Origin of the sequence: Achromobacter sp. 77 (assembly GCF_020541125.1) — a bacterium.
GTDB classification, from domain to species: domain Bacteria; phylum Pseudomonadota; class Gammaproteobacteria; order Burkholderiales; family Burkholderiaceae_B; genus Achromobacter; species Achromobacter mucicolens.
Window position 1 is genome coordinate 4,981,602 of the sequence record NZ_CP059848.1, and the last position, 15,171, is coordinate 4,996,772.

Below are 15,171 nucleotides of genomic sequence, written 5' to 3' on the forward strand. Positions count from 1 at the left end.
GCAACGGCGCGCGCGGGGCCCTAGCGGCCCTTCGCCCGCACGCCGTCAAAAAGTTCCTGCCATTTCCGCAGCACGCGCACGGCCGAGAATCGGTCGCGCACGTCGGTGGCCGCCTGCGCCAGGCGCGCGCGGCCATTGTCATCGCCCATGACCACGCCAAGCGCCTCGCACAGCGCGGGCACGTCGCCGTTGGGCCGCACCAGCACGCCATCGATGCCGTGGCGGATGATCTCGCGCGGACCCGTGTCGCAATCGAACGAGACCGCCGCCAGACCGCTTGCCATGGACTCGAGCAACGTGTTTGACAGCCCTTCGAAGCGCGAGGTCAGCACGTAAAGATCGGCGCTGTCGTACCAGTCGCCGACATTGCCGGCACGTCCCGGCATCGAGATGCGCGATTCGAGCCCGGCCTCGCGCACCTGCGCTTCCAACGCCTGGCGTTCGCTGCCCTCGCCCAGAATAACCAGATCCCAGCCGGGATGCGACGGCGCCAGTTGCGCGAACGCCTGGATCAGCAAGTCGAAACCCTTGTCGCCGTGCAGCCGCCCGACCGCCAGGAGCCGCTTGCGGCCATCCCGGGGAGCCGGCTGCAACAGCGGTTCGGCGCGCGGCAGCGGGAAGTGTACCGGGTTGGGAATGACTGCCAGCCGCGAGCCCGGCACATGCTGTTCCAGCCACTGCGCGGTGCCGCGGGTCAGCGCGACCACGCGCGCGGCGCGCGGATAGGTCAGCCGGCGCAGCCGCTGCCAGAAGCCCGACAACGTCTGGGACGGCGGATGGGTGTGTTCGGTTGCAATGACCTGGCAGTTCAGCCCCGCAGAGGCCAGCACGGCCAGCACCGACGCCGTGGTCATCATGCCCAGCACGATGTCGGGCCGGAACGACTTGATCACGCGGCGCAGCGCGCGCACGCGCTGCAGGTTGCTGAGAATGCCGCGCAGGCCGCCGCCCTCGCCCGCCGTGTGCAGGACCTCGCGGCGCACCTTGGGATGCAGCGCATACACATCGCCGTCGGCGCTGGCCTGCGTGACCACCATGACCTCGCTGCCCTCGGACGCCCAATGGGCGCTCAGGTCGGCGGCGACGCGCTCAGCGCCCCCGCCGTGCAGGGAATGGATGAACAGCAACACGCGCGCCGGACGGGCGGGGTCGGCTACGGACATTCAATCGGCCTCCTTGGGTTCGGCCTTGCGCATCGCCACGGCCAGGTAGCAGGCAAAGGACAGCACATACATGAGGCTGGTGGCCAGCATGATGCCAGCCGCGCCCATGCGGGGCGCGAGCACGGTGTTCAGCACGGCCTTCAGCGCAAAATTGGCGACCGCGATGGCGGCCATGATGCGGTAGCGGTTCTGGCTGGCCAGGAGTTGCACCAGGATCAGCACGCCGAAGTAGAACGGCAGCTGCAGCAAGCCCCAGCGCAGCACGTGCGCGACGGCTTCGGTGTTTTCGGCGGTAAAGGCGCCGCGCTGGAACAGCACCGACACGCCCCAGGGCGCCAAAACCCAGCCCAGCGCCACGGCGCCGGCGCCGGCGCCCACCATCAGCAACGACCATTTGAGCGCCATGCTGCGCGCGCGGGCCGTGTCGCCGCGCGCCTGCACGTCGGCCAGCACGGGAAGCGCGGCGCGGCCCACGGACACGGCCCCGATGCCCAGCAACAGGGACAGCAGCCGGCTGGCATAGCCGAGCGTGGCGTTGGCATTGGCGCCCAGGTTGGCGGCCGCGTACTGGTCCAGCGGACCCACAAAGCTCATGGCGACCTGGCCGATCAGCATCACGCCGGCCGCGCCCATCAGTTCAGGCCAATGCGGCGACTTCAGTGTCAGCAACGGCGCGCCCCAGAAGCCGCCGTCGGCGCGCGCGGCCAGCCAGGCCAGCCAGACGGTCTGGATGGCATAGCCGACCAGCGTGCCCCACAGCAGCGGTCCCACGCCCTCGGCGCTGGCGGCCAGCATGACCCAGGCCAGCGTTGCCACGGCGGGCACGCTGTCCAGCAGCGTGTTGACGTGGCGTTCCTGCGCGCGCAGCCGTGCGGCGCTGATGCCGGCGATCAGCAGCAACGCCGCCACGGGGGCAAAGGCGATCAGCAGGTCGCCCGTCATGGCGCGCACTTGCGCCGACAGGCCCTGCCCCAGCCAATCCACCACATACGGCCAGGCAAACCACGTCAACAGGGCCAGTGCGACGCCGGCGGCGGCGACCCAGCCCTGAAGTTCGCGAATGAAGAGCGCTTTCTCGGCCCCGCCGGTGCGCGCCAGGCGCACCAGCACCGGGATCAGCACCACCGACAGCACGCCCACGATCGTGACGGGCAGCCAGGTGCCCATGGTCATCGTGAACTGGTAGGCGTCTACGGCGTCGCTGACGCCGTAGCGGTACGCCACCGCCATCTCCTTGATGGCGCCGGCAGCCTTGCCCAGCAGCAGAAACACCGCCACCCGGAACGCGCCTTTGAAGATGCGCTGATGATCCGGGTGGATGTTGCCGAGTTTTCGGACGAGTGCTTTCAACGCAGGAACTGCGTGTACCAGGGCATGGCGACTTCCAGGCCTTGCAGCACCGTATGCGTGGGCGCATAGCCCAGCAGGCGGCCGGCCTTGCCGATGTCGGCCTGCGAGTGGCGCACATCGCCCGCGCGGAAGTCAGCGTAGACCGGCTGCTTGGTGTAGTTCACGCCCTGATTGCCCAGGGCCTGCACCAGGAAGCTGAACAGCTGGTTCAACGTGCTGCGGCCGCTGACGGCCACGTTGTAGACCTGGTTGCGAGCCTCGGGCGCGGCCAGCGCGCCCAGGATGTTTGCCTGCACCGCGTTTTCCACAAAGCAGAAGTCCCGGCTGGTCTCGCCGTCGCCATTGATGGTGACGTCCTTGCCCTGGATCATCGCGGCGGTCCACTTCGGGATCACGGCGGCGTAGGCGCCGTCCGGATCCTGCCGCTTGCCGAACACGTTGAAGTAACGCAGACCCACCGTCTCGAAGCCGTAGGAGCGCGCGAAGACGTCGGCATAGAGCTCGTTGACGTACTTGGTCACGGCGTACGGCGACAGCGGCTTGCCGATGTTTTCCTCGACCTTGGGCAGCGCCGGATGGTCGCCGTAAGTGGAGCTGGACGCCGCATAGACGAACGACTTCACCTTGGCGTCGCGCGCCGCGACCAGCATGTTCAGGAAACCGCCGATGTTGACTTCGTTGGTCGTGATGGGGTCATTGAGCGAGCGCGGCACCGAGCCCAGCGCGGCCTGGTGCAGCACATAGTCCACGCCTTCGGCCGCGCGGCGGCAAGCGTCCAAGTCACGGATGTCGCCCTCGATGAAGGTGAAGCGCGCCCACTGCTGCGGCGAAACCGAAGCCTGGACTTCGTCCAGATTGCGCTGGTGGCCGGTCGCGAAGTTGTCCAGGCCGGTCACGGTCTGGTCAAGCTTGAGCAAGGTTTCCAGCAGGTTCGAGCCGATGAAGCCGGCGCAGCCGGTCACCAGCCACTTGCGCGGCGCGGCGGACAGTTCCTGGGTGACAGTCTCGAATCGTGTGGTCATGGCGAAACCCTTTACAGACGCAGGTCGGATTCAGCGGGCGACAGCACGTACTTCAGGTCGTACAGGATGTGTTGCGGCTTGCCGAGCTTGCGGATGCCTTCGGCGCCCATGTCCTTGAACTGATTGTGCGCCACGGCGAGGATCACGGCGTCGTACTTGCCTTCCTCGGGCTTGGCCACCGGCGTCAGGCCGTATTCGTGCATGGCTTCGTCGGCGTCCACCCACGGATCGTAGATGTCCACGTCGACGTTGTAGTCGCCCAGTTCACGGACGATGTCCACGATGCGCGTGTTGCGCAGATCGGGGCAGTTTTCCTTGAAGGCCAGGCCCATCACCAGCACGCGGGCACCCTGCACGTGAATGCGGCGCTTGGTCATGCACTTGACCAGCTGCGACACCACGTAGCTGCCCATGGAGTCGTTCAGGCGGCGGCCCGCCAGGATGATCTCGGGGTGGTAGCCGATGGACTGCGCCTTGTGCGTCAGGTAGTACGGGTCCACGCCAATGCAGTGGCCGCCCACCAGGCCCGGACGGAACGGCAGGAAGTTCCACTTGGTGCCGGCGGCCTGCAGCACGGCTTCGGTGTCGATGCCCATCTTGTTGAAGATCAGGGCCAGTTCGTTGATGAGCGCGATGTTCACGTCGCGCTGGGTGTTCTCGATCACCTTGGCGGCTTCGGCCACGCGGATGCTGGACGCCTTGTGCGTGCCGGCGGTGATGATTTCCTTGTAGAGCTTGTCGACCAGGTCGGCGACTTCCGGGGTCGAGCCCGAGGTGACCTTCTTGATCGTGCTGACGCGGTGTTCCTTGTCGCCCGGGTTGATGCGCTCGGGGCTGTAGCCGGCGAAGAAGTCCTCGTTGAACTTCAGGCCCGACACGCGCTCCAGCACCGGCACGCAGTCTTCCTCGGTCGCGCCGGGATAGACGGTGGATTCATAGATGACGATGTCGCCGCGCTTGAGCACCGCGCCGATGGTTTCGCTGGCCTTGACCAGCGGGGTCAGGTCCGGCTGCTTGTATTCGTCGATGGGGGTGGGCACGGTCACGATGAACACGTTGGCCTCGCCCAGTTCGGCGCGATCGGCGGTGTAGCTCAGCTGCTTGGCCTCGGCCAGCTCGGCGTCGCTGACTTCCAGCGTGTGGTCGTGGCCCGCCTTCAGCGCGTCGATGCGGCGCGTATTGATGTCAAAGCCAATGACCGGGCGCTTCTTGCCGAATTCCACGGCCAGGGGCAGACCGACGTAGCCAAGGCCGACGACAGCGAGTTTCACATCCTGGATTCGCAACATAACTCTCCCTTCACCGTAGAACGTTTACGGCATTTTAAAGATGGTCTGGTGATGGATACCGAGCCCCCGGCGGCTATCGCCGGGGCACTCAAACTAATCGGTGGTTCGCAGCACGGACGGCAGCAAGAGCCACCCCGGGCGGCGCCAGGAGACCAGGCGCGCGTACAGCCAGATATAGACGCTGGCAAAGACAACCAGGCTGGCGCTCAGGGCCCAGGCGTTGTCCCACCAGATCGTGGCTGGCACCAGCCCGATCAGCGCCAGGACCCACATGTACGGGGACGCCAGCGCATTGCAAAGCGCGGGGACGGCGTGGCGCCGGCCGCGGCTGAAGGTGACCCGGACCAGCCGGCGGAACACGAGCTGGTGCAAGTGCAGCGCGTCGGGCTGATCCACCGGCACGCCGCGCTTGAAGCGGCGGCGCCAGATCGAGAAACCGGTTTCGAAGACGGGGTAGAACAGGACCGCCAGCGCGTAGAACGGCGACACGGACGGGTTGCGCACCACCAGCAGCACGGCCAGTTCGGCCAGCATGAAGCCCAGGAAGTACGCGCCGCCATCGCCCAGGAAGACCCGGCCAAACGGGAAGTTCCACACGAGAAAGCCCAGGGTGGCCGACGCCAGCGCCGCGGCGACCAGGAAGATCGGCACATCGCCGACCTGCAGGGCAACCAGGCTGATCGACACCGCCATCAGCGTGGCGACCATGCCGGCCAGGCCGTTCATGCCGTCCACGATATTCAAGGCATGGGTACAGCCGCCCACCGCGAACATGGTGAACAGCAGCGAAACAGGCCAGAACGAAAGCACGTAATCCACAGGGGCCATGCCGACACGGCTGACGCCGCCCAGCAGCCACCATGCAATGGCCGCGGATAGAAAAGCGGCCAGCAAACGCTTGCTGGCGCCGATGTCCTTGGTGATGTCTTCAAGCAGGCCGGCCACGAAAACGGGCAACGCCGCGACGAACAGCGCGGGCCACAGCCAGGTAAGGGTCATGTTGCTGGGTCCGAGGACCAGCAGGCCAGCCAGCGTACCGGCAAGCACCGCCAGACCGCCGACGCGGGGCGTCGCGCGGGAATGATTGGCTTGGGGCTTGTTGAGGTCGCTATCGCCGGTAAACGCGCCATGCCAGCGCTCGGACGCCACGATGAGTCCCCCCACCATGAACGCGACCACGCATATGTACAGCCAGGTCACTGGATCACCTCTGGTTGGTCTATCGAGACAGGCCCGCCATTATCGGAGGCAGGTGTAACGCCCATATATGGGAGGGATAAAGAAGTGCAATTCCGCGGCACAGAACGTAACGCGCGCAGGCGGGCAATCCGTCCGCCGCGCATGTGACTGGAACCCGCTGGCGCGCGAGCGCCCGGCAGTACTGGTTTCATGTGGGAGATTGTAGAGCGTTCCGCCTCTGGGCACGCGAATTATCCGAGGGAAAACGCGGGGGCCTGACGGCCCGCGCGCAACCTCGCGACCCACGGAAAATGCCGCGATCGCTTACAAATAGGGACGCAACGATTCGGGACAAAAAAAAGCCCGAGATCGTGAGATCTCGGGCTAAATCCACCAAAGGAGGAGGGTGGAGGAGACAACCGTGGCATGCTGGGAGCTGGCTTTCTGCTCGCTACGCTTCCGGGGTTTTCACCGCGCCGTCTGCGTTTCAACATCCGATGTGTGAATAGTACCTACGTTTTTTGTGCGTTGCAAGATTTTTTTTGATCTATTTTTGAGGGCCTGGGACGCGTTGCTTTTTTGCTGCAAATTTTTCGCGACCCTCTCGCAAAGCCGCGCCAATCAACGACCTTGCCCAAAACCGGGTTTTTGCGAAACGGGTTTACCCCTTGCGGAATAACCCTGAATCATCGCGGGTAATCCCACCCTGGCCACCGCACCAAAATGGTGCCTCAGGCACCATGAGGCGGCGGAATTTGCGCATTGCAACATTTTTTGCAGGCGCGGTTTCAGATCCAGTAGGCGGTGGTCGTCATGACCTTGGACATGGCGCGCATGGCCATTTTCACGGGCGCGGGCAACGGAACGCCCCCTGCCTGCTCGGCGCTGGCGCGGTGCTGGGCCTCGTCGTCCATCATCTTCTGGACGATCTGGCGCGAGCGCTCATCGTGCACCGGCAAGGTGCGCAGGTGTTCGTCCAGATGGGCCTCGACCTGCTTTTCGGTTTCGGCCATGAAGCCCAGATTGCGGGGCACGCCCGCCACGCTGGCCATCACGCCCAAGGCAAACGAGCCCGCGTACCAGACGGGATTGAGCAAGCTGGGCCGGCTGCCCAGTTCGTTCAGGCGCGCGTTGCACCAGACCAGATGGTCGACTTCCTCGGCGGCGGCGTTCAGCAGCAGCGCGCGCGGCGCGGGCTCTTTGCAGACCGACGCCTGGCCGCGGTAGAGCGCCTGCGCGCAGACCTCGCCGACATGGTTGACCCGCATGAGCCCGGCGGCGTGGCGTTTTTCTTGTGCCGAGAGCGTCTGCGGCGATTCCTCCGCGGTGGCGGGATAGGCCCGGCCGGCGCTGGCGTTGCCGGACAGCACACGCAACGCCCGGTCGGTCTCGGCCAGCAGGGCATCCAGGGGACCGTGGCGGCGGCGCAGGGAAACGGGACCGGATTGGGACAACGTGGTGGACATGGCATCTCCTGGCAAATCGGACACCCCGCACCCCTGATGCGAGGCGGGGTTCTCATGCCCGGGATTGTACGCAACGGGTATCATCAGCCATTGACTGCGCTCAAGCTCAAGGACTCACCAACATGGAATGCACGATCGACTGGGGCGGCCCAAGCGGCATGCTCTTTACCGCCAGCACGGGTAGCGGCCACGTGGCCGTGATGGACGGCGCCGTGGACGGCGGCGGCCACAACCTGGCGCCCCGCCCCATGGAAATGCTGCTGGCGGGCACGGGCGGCTGCACCGCCTACGATGTGGTGCTGATCCTCAAGCGCGGCCGCCACGCGGTCACCGGTTGCAGCGTCAAGCTGCAGGCCGAGCGCGCCGACACCGACCCCAAGGTCTTTACCCGCATTCATTTCGCCTTCACCGTTACCGGCCGCAATCTGCCGCGCGCGGCCGTCGAGCGCGCCGTGCAGCTTTCCCACGAAAAGTACTGCTCGGCCTCGGCCATGCTGGAAAAGACGGCCGCCATGACATTTTCCGTCGACATCGTCGACACGCAGGAAGCCGCCGCCACCGCCTGACCCGCCTCGCGCGGCCGTGGTGTAATTCGGCATTCACTATATATAGGCGCCGCCGCGACGCGTTCGTGGCGGCGCGCTTGCTTCCCGGACCGGGACAGCAGGCACAAGGATCGCCATGAAACAATACCTGGACCTCGTTCAATCCATCCTCGATACCGGCTCGTGGCAGGAAAACCGGACCGGCATCCGCACCCTCAGCATGCCGGGCGCCTCGCTGCGCTTTGACCTGCAGCAGGGCTTTCCCGCCGTCACCACCAAAAAGTTGGCGTTCAAGTCGGCCATTGGCGAAATGGTGGGTTTTCTGCGCGCCTCGCGCAGCGCGGCGGAATTCCGCGATTTGGGCTGCAAGGTCTGGGACCAGAATGCCAACGAGAACGCCCAGTGGCTGGCGAACCCCTATCGCGAAGGCCCGGACGACCTGGGGCCCGTGTACGGCGTGCAGTGGCGCCAATGGCCGGCCTACAAGATGCTGGATGCCAACCGTCCCGCGCAGATCGAGGACGCGTTGTCGCGCGGCTACGCCAAGGTGGCCGACCTGGTTCAGGACGGCGAGCCGAAGGTGCTGCTGTACAAGGCGGTCGACCAATTGCGGCAATGCCTGGACACCATCCACGAACGCCCGGGCGACCGGCGGATCCTGTTCCATGGCTGGAACTGGGCGCAGATCGAGGAAATGGCGCTGCCCCCCTGTCACCTGCTCTATCAGTTCCTGCCCAACGCGACGACCCGCGAGATCTCGCTGTGCCTGTACATCCGCTCCAACGATGTGGGCCTGGGCACGCCGTTCAATCTGACCGAAGGCGCGGCGCTGCTGCACCTGGTCGGCCGCCTGACCGGCTATACCCCGCGCTGGTTCACCTATTTCATCGGCGATGCGCACATCTACGAGAACCACCTGCCGATGCTGCGCGAGCAACTGACGCGAACGCCATATGAGTCGCCCCGCCTCGTGCTGTCGGACCGCATTCCCGACTTCGCCGTGACCGGCCGCTACGAGCCCGAGTGGCTCGAGAAGGTCGAACCTGGCGATTTCTCATTGTCGGGCTACACGCACCACGCGCCCCTTACGGCCGCAATGGCCGTCTGACCCCGGCGCCGGCCTGGCCCGGCGCCCGCCTTTCAGGGCTGATCCGCAACCCGCCGGACGACCGTCCGGCGCCCCATTCCTTGCACGTCCCGCAGCAGGTGAAGATTGGTGAGCTTCTGGAAGCGTGATTTCGGTATAACCCATCCCTTAGCCTCGGACGCGCGTCCAGCATGCCGCGCGCCCCGTCGCTATCGACCGGCCCTCGCGGCGCGCCATGCCGAACGCCCGAACCGCGCCGACCGCTGGCGTTGCCCCGCCCAATCCCCCATCCCTATAAAGAGAGTGTGAGAATCGCCAGCGACGAGAGCAGGATCCTCCTTGCGACCGTAATGCAACTGTTGACTACCAATTGAATTGAAAATCGTGCCCCGCGCCGCCGCCGCATGCGCTTAGGACAGGACCCCACAAATGCTCGTTGGAACTTATAACCCTTCGCTCGTCCTCGTATCCTTAGGGGTCGCCATCCTGGCGTCGTATACGGCGCTGGGCATGGCCAACCGCGTGAAGGCGTCGAGCGGCCTGCCTGCCGCGAAGTTCTGGCTGGCGGGTGGCGCGTTCGCGATGGGCATCGGGATCTGGTCCATGCATTTCGTGGGCATGCTGGCCTTCAGCCTGCCCATCCCGATGGGGTACGACCTGCCGCTGACCGTGCTGTCGCTCGCCATCGCGATCGCCTGCTCGGCCTTCGCGCTGTGGATGGTGTGCAAGGACGAGCTGCCGTGGCGCAGGCTGGCGGCCGGCGCGCTGCTGATGGGATCGGGCATCGCGGCGATGCACTACGTCGGCATGGCGGCCATGCGCATGTCGCCCGGCATCGATTACGACCCGACATGGTTCGCGCTGTCCGTGGTGATTGCCGTTGCCGCATCGGGCGCGGCCTTGTGGATCACCTACCGTCTTCGGCAGGACGGGCCGCGCGTGGCGCTGTCGCGCCCGGCGGCCGCGGGTGTCATGGGGCTGGCGATCGTCGGCATGCACTACACGGGCATGGAAGCCGCGGGGTTCCCGGCCGGCAGCATCTGCATGGCGGCCGACGCCGGCATCTCGGCCGGCTGGCTGGCCATCGCCGTGACCGCGGTCACGCTAAGCGTGCTGGCCATCGCCCTGGTCGTGGCCGTGCTGGACAACCGCCTTGAGGCGCGCACGTCCGCCCTGGCCTCGTCCCTGGCCGAAGCCAATGAAGAACTGGTGCAACTGGCGCTGCACGACACCCTGACCAAACTGCCCAACCGCATCCTGCTCGAAGACCGGATGGAACAGGCCATCGAAAGCGCGACCCGCCGCCGCGGCCATTTCGCGGTGCTGTTCTTCGACCTGGACGGGTTCAAGGCCGTCAACGACGCCTACGGCCACCATACCGGCGACGCGCTGCTGATCGATCTGGCGCAGCGCATCCGCCAGGCGCTGCGCACGCAGGACACCGTCGCCCGGCTGGGCGGCGACGAGTTCATCGTGCTGAGCGAAGTCATTGAACCGACCGACGCGGCCAACGTGGCGGACCGGCTGATCGAGGCCATCGGCCGTCCGGTCACGGTGTACGGCCACGACGTGCTGGTGACCTCCAGCGTGGGCATCGCGGTCTTCCCGAACGATGGCGAGGACACCCACTCCTTGCTGACCAATGCCGACGCGGCGATGTACCACGCCAAGCGGCTGGGCGGCACCGGCTACAGCTTCTTCGAGCCGTCCATGAACGCGGACGCGCACGAGCAGATCGAGCTGCTGCACGACCTGCGCCTGGCGCAGGAGCGCGGCCAGTTCGTCCTGCACTACCAGCCCAAGTACGAGGCGCCGGCCGGCCCGATCATGGGCGCCGAGGCGCTGCTGCGCTGGAACCATCCCACGCGCGGTCTGGTGGGCCCGGACCAGTTCATCCCGACGGCGGAAAAGACCGGCCTCATCCTCTCCATCGGCGAATGGGTCATCAACGAGGCCTGCCGCCAGATGCGCGAGTGGATCGATGTCGGCCAGGGGCACTGGACCATCGCCGTGAACATCTCGGCGCTGCAGTTCTCGCATTCGAGCCTGGTGGAAACGGTGCGGTCGGCGCTGGCGCGCCATGGCGTGCCGCCTGCCTGCCTGACCATCGAAGTGACCGAATCGACCGCCATGCGCGACGCCGAGACGAGCCTGACGGTGCTCAAGCGCCTGTCCGAACTGGGCGTCACGATCTCCATCGACGACTTCGGCACGGGTTACTCCAGCCTGCTCTACCTGAAGCGGCTGCCGGCGACCGAGCTGAAGATCGATCGGGGCTTCGTGAACCAGCTGGACAACGACAATGAAGATGCGGCCGTCGTGTCCGCCATCATCGCGCTGGCGCAGCAGCTGAACCTGCGCATCGTGGCCGAAGGCGTCGAGACCGCCGCGCAGCAGAAATTCCTGACCGGGCTGGGCTGCGACTCGCTGCAGGGCTTCCTGCTGGGCAAGCCCATGCCGGCCACCGAGTTCCTGGAACACGCGGAAAACTGACGGGGCCAGCGCCGCAATTTGCTACGCTTACGGCATTCTTCCGGCCAAATTCTTACCCGTTCAAAGCACGCATGCCCGCCAGCCTTACCCTGATCGTCGCCTATTCCACCAACCGCGCCATCGGCCGCGACAACGCCCTGCCCTGGAAACTGCCGGGCGACCTGGCGCATTTCAAGCGCAGCACGCTGGGCCATCCGATCATCATGGGCCGCAAGACGTGGGATTCGCTGGGCCGTCCCCTGCCCGGCCGCAGCAACATCGTCATCAGCCGCAATCCCGATTTCAGTGCCGCCGGCGCCATCCTTGCGCCCACCCTTGAGGCGGCGGTGGCCGCGTGCGGCGACATCGACGAAGCCTTCGTGATCGGCGGCGCGCAGATCTACGCGCAGGCCCTGCCGCTGGCCAAGCGCGTTCTGGCCACTGAAGTCCATGCCGACGTCGAGGGCGATGCGTTCTTCCCGCTGCTGCCCTCGTTCCAATGGAAGGAAACGGCGCGCGAACCGCAGCCCGCCGAAAACGGCTACGACTACGACTTCGTCACGTACGAACGCGCCTGAAGACTTCCCCCCTAGGCCGCGCCCGCATTGCGCATGAAGCGCCACAGCGCGGGCGCTGCCGAATACGCCACGTTAAAGCGCACCCACGCCGTGTCGGCCTCGTCCGCTTCGAAGTAGGAGCCGGGCGCCAGCCAGATGCCGTCCTTGAGCGCCAGTTCCGCCAGACCATTGGCGCCGCGTTCGCGCCACTGCCCCGCCACCTTTGCCCACAGGAACAGGCCGCCCTGCGGCCTGCCATGGATTTCAAAGCCGTGCTGACGCATCTGCTCGGCCACTTCCGTATGCGCCTCGGCCAGCCGCTCGCGGGTACGCGCAATATGCGCGCGGTAGCGGCCCTCCCGGATGACCTGGTGCACGATGCGCTCCATGATCTCGGGCGTGGTCAGGCCCACCGCCATTTTGGTGCGGGCGATGTCGCGCACCAGATCGCGGTGCGCCACCACATAGCCCACACGCACGGACGGACTGATGACCTTTGAGTAGCCGCCCAGGTAAACGACCCTGCGCGCGCCGTCCAGCGCCGCCAGCATGGGCGTGACACCCGGCGCCAGCTCGCGCGAGATGTCGTCTTCCACCACCCACAGCCCGTGCCGCTCGGCCGCTTGCAGGATGCGGAACGCATTGGCCATGGTGATGCTGGCGCCCGACGGATTCTGCAGCGCGGTGTTGATGAAGAGCGCGCGCGGCCGGTGCTGCGCCGCCACCTGCTCAAGGGCGTCGCAGTCCAGGCCGTCGGCCGTCCTGGGCACCGCGATGACGCGCAGGCCGGCCAGGCGCAGCATCTGCAAGAGATTGGCGTAGGCCGGCTGCTCGACGATCACCGTGTCGCCCGGCCGCAGCAGCGTGCGGATCACCGTGTCCAGCCCATGGGTCACGCCCTGCGTCAGCAGCACCTGCGACGCCTCGACTTCCATGCCCTGCGCGCTCAGGCTGGCCGCGATGGTCTCGCGCAGCGGCGCGTAGCCATAGGGATGCCCGTAATTGGCGATCCGCATCGCGGGCACCCGCCCCATGTGGCGCAGCGCCACGTGCAGGCCTTCTTCGTTCAGCCATTCGCCGGGGAGCCAGCCGCATCCCGATTTGATGGGGATGGAGTGGTCGGCAAAGATGTCCGACAGCAGCCACCCCGCATTCAGGCGCGGCGGCTCCCAGGACAGCGGTTCGGCGCGGCGCGTGGGCGCGTCGGGCGATGCCACCCGGTAGCCCGCGCCGGGCCGCGCAGCCAGCCAGCCCTGCGACACCAGCCGGCTGTAGGCGCTGGCCACGGTGAAGGTGCTGACGCCGTACTGGCGCGCGAACTCCCGGACCGAGGGTAGGGACATACCCGGACGCAGGGTCTGCGCCTCGACGGCGCGCAGGATCGCCGCGACCAGCTGTTCGACGAGGGTGGGCGCGGCCCCGCGGCCGCGGACGGGTTGAAAGTCGATCACGAGCAAACTGTACAGTTGTGGTGCTGCCAACTATACAGTTAGCGGCAAATGCGCGGATCGTATATTTTCATTCCCGGCGGGACGTTCCAGAATCGTCCGAATCCCGCTGGCCGCGCGCGTGTTGCGGCGGCCACGGTTGTCCCTCTTCTGGAGTCACCATGAACGCCCCCGCCCAGTTGCCCGACCTGTCCCATCTCTGGATGCCCTTCACTGCCAACAAGCAGTTCAAGGCCCAGCCGCGCATGCTGGCAAAGGCCAAAGGCATGTATTACACGTCCACCGACGGCCGGCAGATCCTGGACGGCACGGCCGGACTGTGGTGCGTCAATGCCGGGCACGGCCGCGAGGAAATCGTCGAGGCCATCGCCCGCCAGGCCGGCGTCATGGACTACGCGCCGGGCTTCCAGCTGGGCCACCCGCTCGCCTTCGAGGCCGCCACCGCGGTGGCGGGCCTGATGCCGCAGGGCCTGGACCGCGTCTTCTTCACCAATTCCGGCTCCGAATCCGTCGACACCACGCTCAAGATCGCCCTGGCCTATCACCGCGCGCGCGGCGAAGGCCAGCGCACGCGCCTCATCGGCCGTGAACGCGGCTATCACGGCGTGGGCTTTGGCGGCATCTCGGTGGGCGGCATCTCGGCCAACCGCAAGACGTTCTCCGGTGCGCTGCTGCCCGCCGTGGACCACCTGCCCCACACCCATAATCTTGAGCAGAACGCCTACTCGAAGGGCCAACCCGCGTGGGGCGCGCACCTGGCCGAAGAACTTGAGCGCATCATCGCCCTGCACGACGCCTCGACCATCGCCGCCGTGATCGTCGAGCCGATGGCCGGCTCCACGGGCGTGCTGATTCCGCCCAAGGGCTATCTGGAAAAGCTGCGCGAAATTACCGCCAAGCACGGCATCCTGCTGATTTTCGATGAGGTCATCACCGCCTACGGCCGCCTGGGCGCCGCCACGGCATCCGAATTCTTCGGCGTGACCCCCGACATCATCGCCATGGCCAAGGGCGTCAGCAACGCGGCCGTGCCGGCCGGCGCGGTCGCCGTCAAACGCGAGGTGCACGACGCCATCGTCAACGGCCCGGCGGGCGGCATCGAGTTCTTCCACGGCTACACGTATTCGGCGCACCCGCTGGCGGCCGCCGCCATTCTGGCCACGCTGGACATCTACCGCCGCGAAGACCTGTTCGGCCGCGCCCGCAAGCTGTCGGGCGCATTCCAGGAAGCCGCGCACAGCCTGAAGGGCGCGCCCAACGTCATCGACGTGCGCAACCTGGGCCTGGTGTCCGGCATCGAACTGGCGCCGCGCGCAGGCGCCCCGGGCGCACGCGCCGCCGAAGTCTTCCAGCGCTGCTTCGACAGCGGCCTGATGGTGCGCTACACCGGCGACATCATCGCCGTCTCGCCCCCGCTGATCATCGACGAGGCCCAGATCGGCCAGATCTTCGAACAGATCGGCAAGATCCTGAAAGAGGTTGCCTGAGTTGCCATCCTGTCGCGCGCCCGTGGCGGCGCGCCATCCGCACACGGGCGGCCGCCGGCCGCCCCGCTGCATTTTCTGACGTATTCCCGCATCGAGCCTTGCACCC

Annotated in this window: 12 protein-coding genes; 5 read left to right on the top strand and 7 right to left on the bottom strand. The window is 66.5% G+C overall.

The window, feature by feature from the left end:
• Positions 1-20: 20 nt before the first annotated feature.
• The 6 genes from H4P35_RS23035 to coq7 all read right to left on the bottom strand — a co-directional run bounded on the left by H4P35_RS23035 (position 21) and on the right by coq7 (position 7,469).
• On the bottom strand, positions 21-1,163 hold the full coding sequence (locus H4P35_RS23035) for a glycosyltransferase family 4 protein (protein WP_062839992.1): 1,143 nt from the start codon (positions 1,161-1,163) through the stop codon (positions 21-23).
• Positions 1,164-2,513, bottom strand: coding sequence for a murein biosynthesis integral membrane protein MurJ (murJ, locus tag H4P35_RS23040; RefSeq protein ID WP_226847131.1), 1,350 nt, complete (start codon positions 2,511-2,513; stop codon positions 1,164-1,166).
• The gene (locus H4P35_RS23045; protein ID WP_062839990.1) at positions 2,510-3,535 is read right to left on the bottom strand and encodes an SDR family oxidoreductase; all 1,026 of its coding nucleotides are present in this window, start codon (positions 3,533-3,535) and stop codon (positions 2,510-2,512) included. The genes murJ and H4P35_RS23045 overlap by 4 nt, the downstream gene beginning before the upstream one ends.
• An 11-nt stretch (positions 3,536-3,546) precedes the next feature.
• A complete protein-coding gene (gene tviB, locus H4P35_RS23050) occupies positions 3,547-4,824 on the bottom strand; it encodes a Vi polysaccharide biosynthesis UDP-N-acetylglucosamine C-6 dehydrogenase TviB (RefSeq protein WP_128828976.1) in 1,278 nt (425 codons plus the stop codon).
• 93 nt (positions 4,825-4,917) lie between these two features.
• The gene (locus H4P35_RS23055) at positions 4,918-6,024 is read right to left on the bottom strand and encodes a glycosyltransferase (RefSeq protein WP_056325286.1); all 1,107 of its coding nucleotides are present in this window, start codon (positions 6,022-6,024) and stop codon (positions 4,918-4,920) included.
• A gap of 767 nt (positions 6,025-6,791) precedes the next feature.
• Positions 6,792-7,469, bottom strand: a complete 678-nt coding sequence (coq7, locus tag H4P35_RS23060; RefSeq protein ID WP_226847132.1) for a 2-polyprenyl-3-methyl-6-methoxy-1,4-benzoquinone monooxygenase — start codon at positions 7,467-7,469, stop codon at positions 6,792-6,794.
• Between the two features lie 122 nt (positions 7,470-7,591).
• Between coq7 and H4P35_RS23065 the strand changes: the two genes are divergently transcribed.
• From H4P35_RS23065 to H4P35_RS23080, 4 genes are all read left to right on the top strand, one after another.
• Positions 7,592-8,035: an OsmC family protein gene (locus H4P35_RS23065; RefSeq protein WP_056325280.1), complete on the top strand. Its 444-nt coding sequence runs from the start codon at positions 7,592-7,594 to the stop codon at positions 8,033-8,035.
• A 115-nt stretch (positions 8,036-8,150) separates the two neighbouring features.
• Positions 8,151-9,122 carry a thymidylate synthase gene (locus H4P35_RS23070; protein WP_056325276.1) on the top strand — a complete coding sequence of 324 codons (972 nt, stop codon included), beginning with the start codon at positions 8,151-8,153 and terminating at the stop codon, positions 9,120-9,122.
• Positions 9,123-9,530: 408 nt separating this feature from the next.
• Positions 9,531-11,594, top strand: a complete 2,064-nt coding sequence (locus tag H4P35_RS23075; RefSeq protein WP_056325274.1) for a bifunctional diguanylate cyclase/phosphodiesterase — start codon at positions 9,531-9,533, stop codon at positions 11,592-11,594.
• Between the two features lie 71 nt (positions 11,595-11,665).
• Positions 11,666-12,151, top strand: a complete 486-nt coding sequence (locus H4P35_RS23080) for a dihydrofolate reductase (protein ID WP_180097780.1) — start codon at positions 11,666-11,668, stop codon at positions 12,149-12,151.
• A gap of 11 nt (positions 12,152-12,162) precedes the next feature.
• Here the strand turns inward: H4P35_RS23080 and H4P35_RS23085 are convergent, their stop codons facing one another.
• Complete coding sequence (locus tag H4P35_RS23085; protein ID WP_056325966.1) at positions 12,163-13,581, bottom strand: PLP-dependent aminotransferase family protein; 1,419 nt, start codon at positions 13,579-13,581, stop codon at positions 12,163-12,165.
• Between the two features lie 158 nt (positions 13,582-13,739).
• Here H4P35_RS23085 and H4P35_RS23090 point away from each other — a divergent pair, with 158 nt between their 5' ends.
• Positions 13,740-15,065 (top strand): aspartate aminotransferase family protein, encoded by a 1,326-nt coding sequence (locus H4P35_RS23090; protein ID WP_056325267.1) that lies wholly within the window; start codon positions 13,740-13,742, stop codon positions 15,063-15,065.
• Positions 15,066-15,171: the final 106 nt, after the last annotated feature.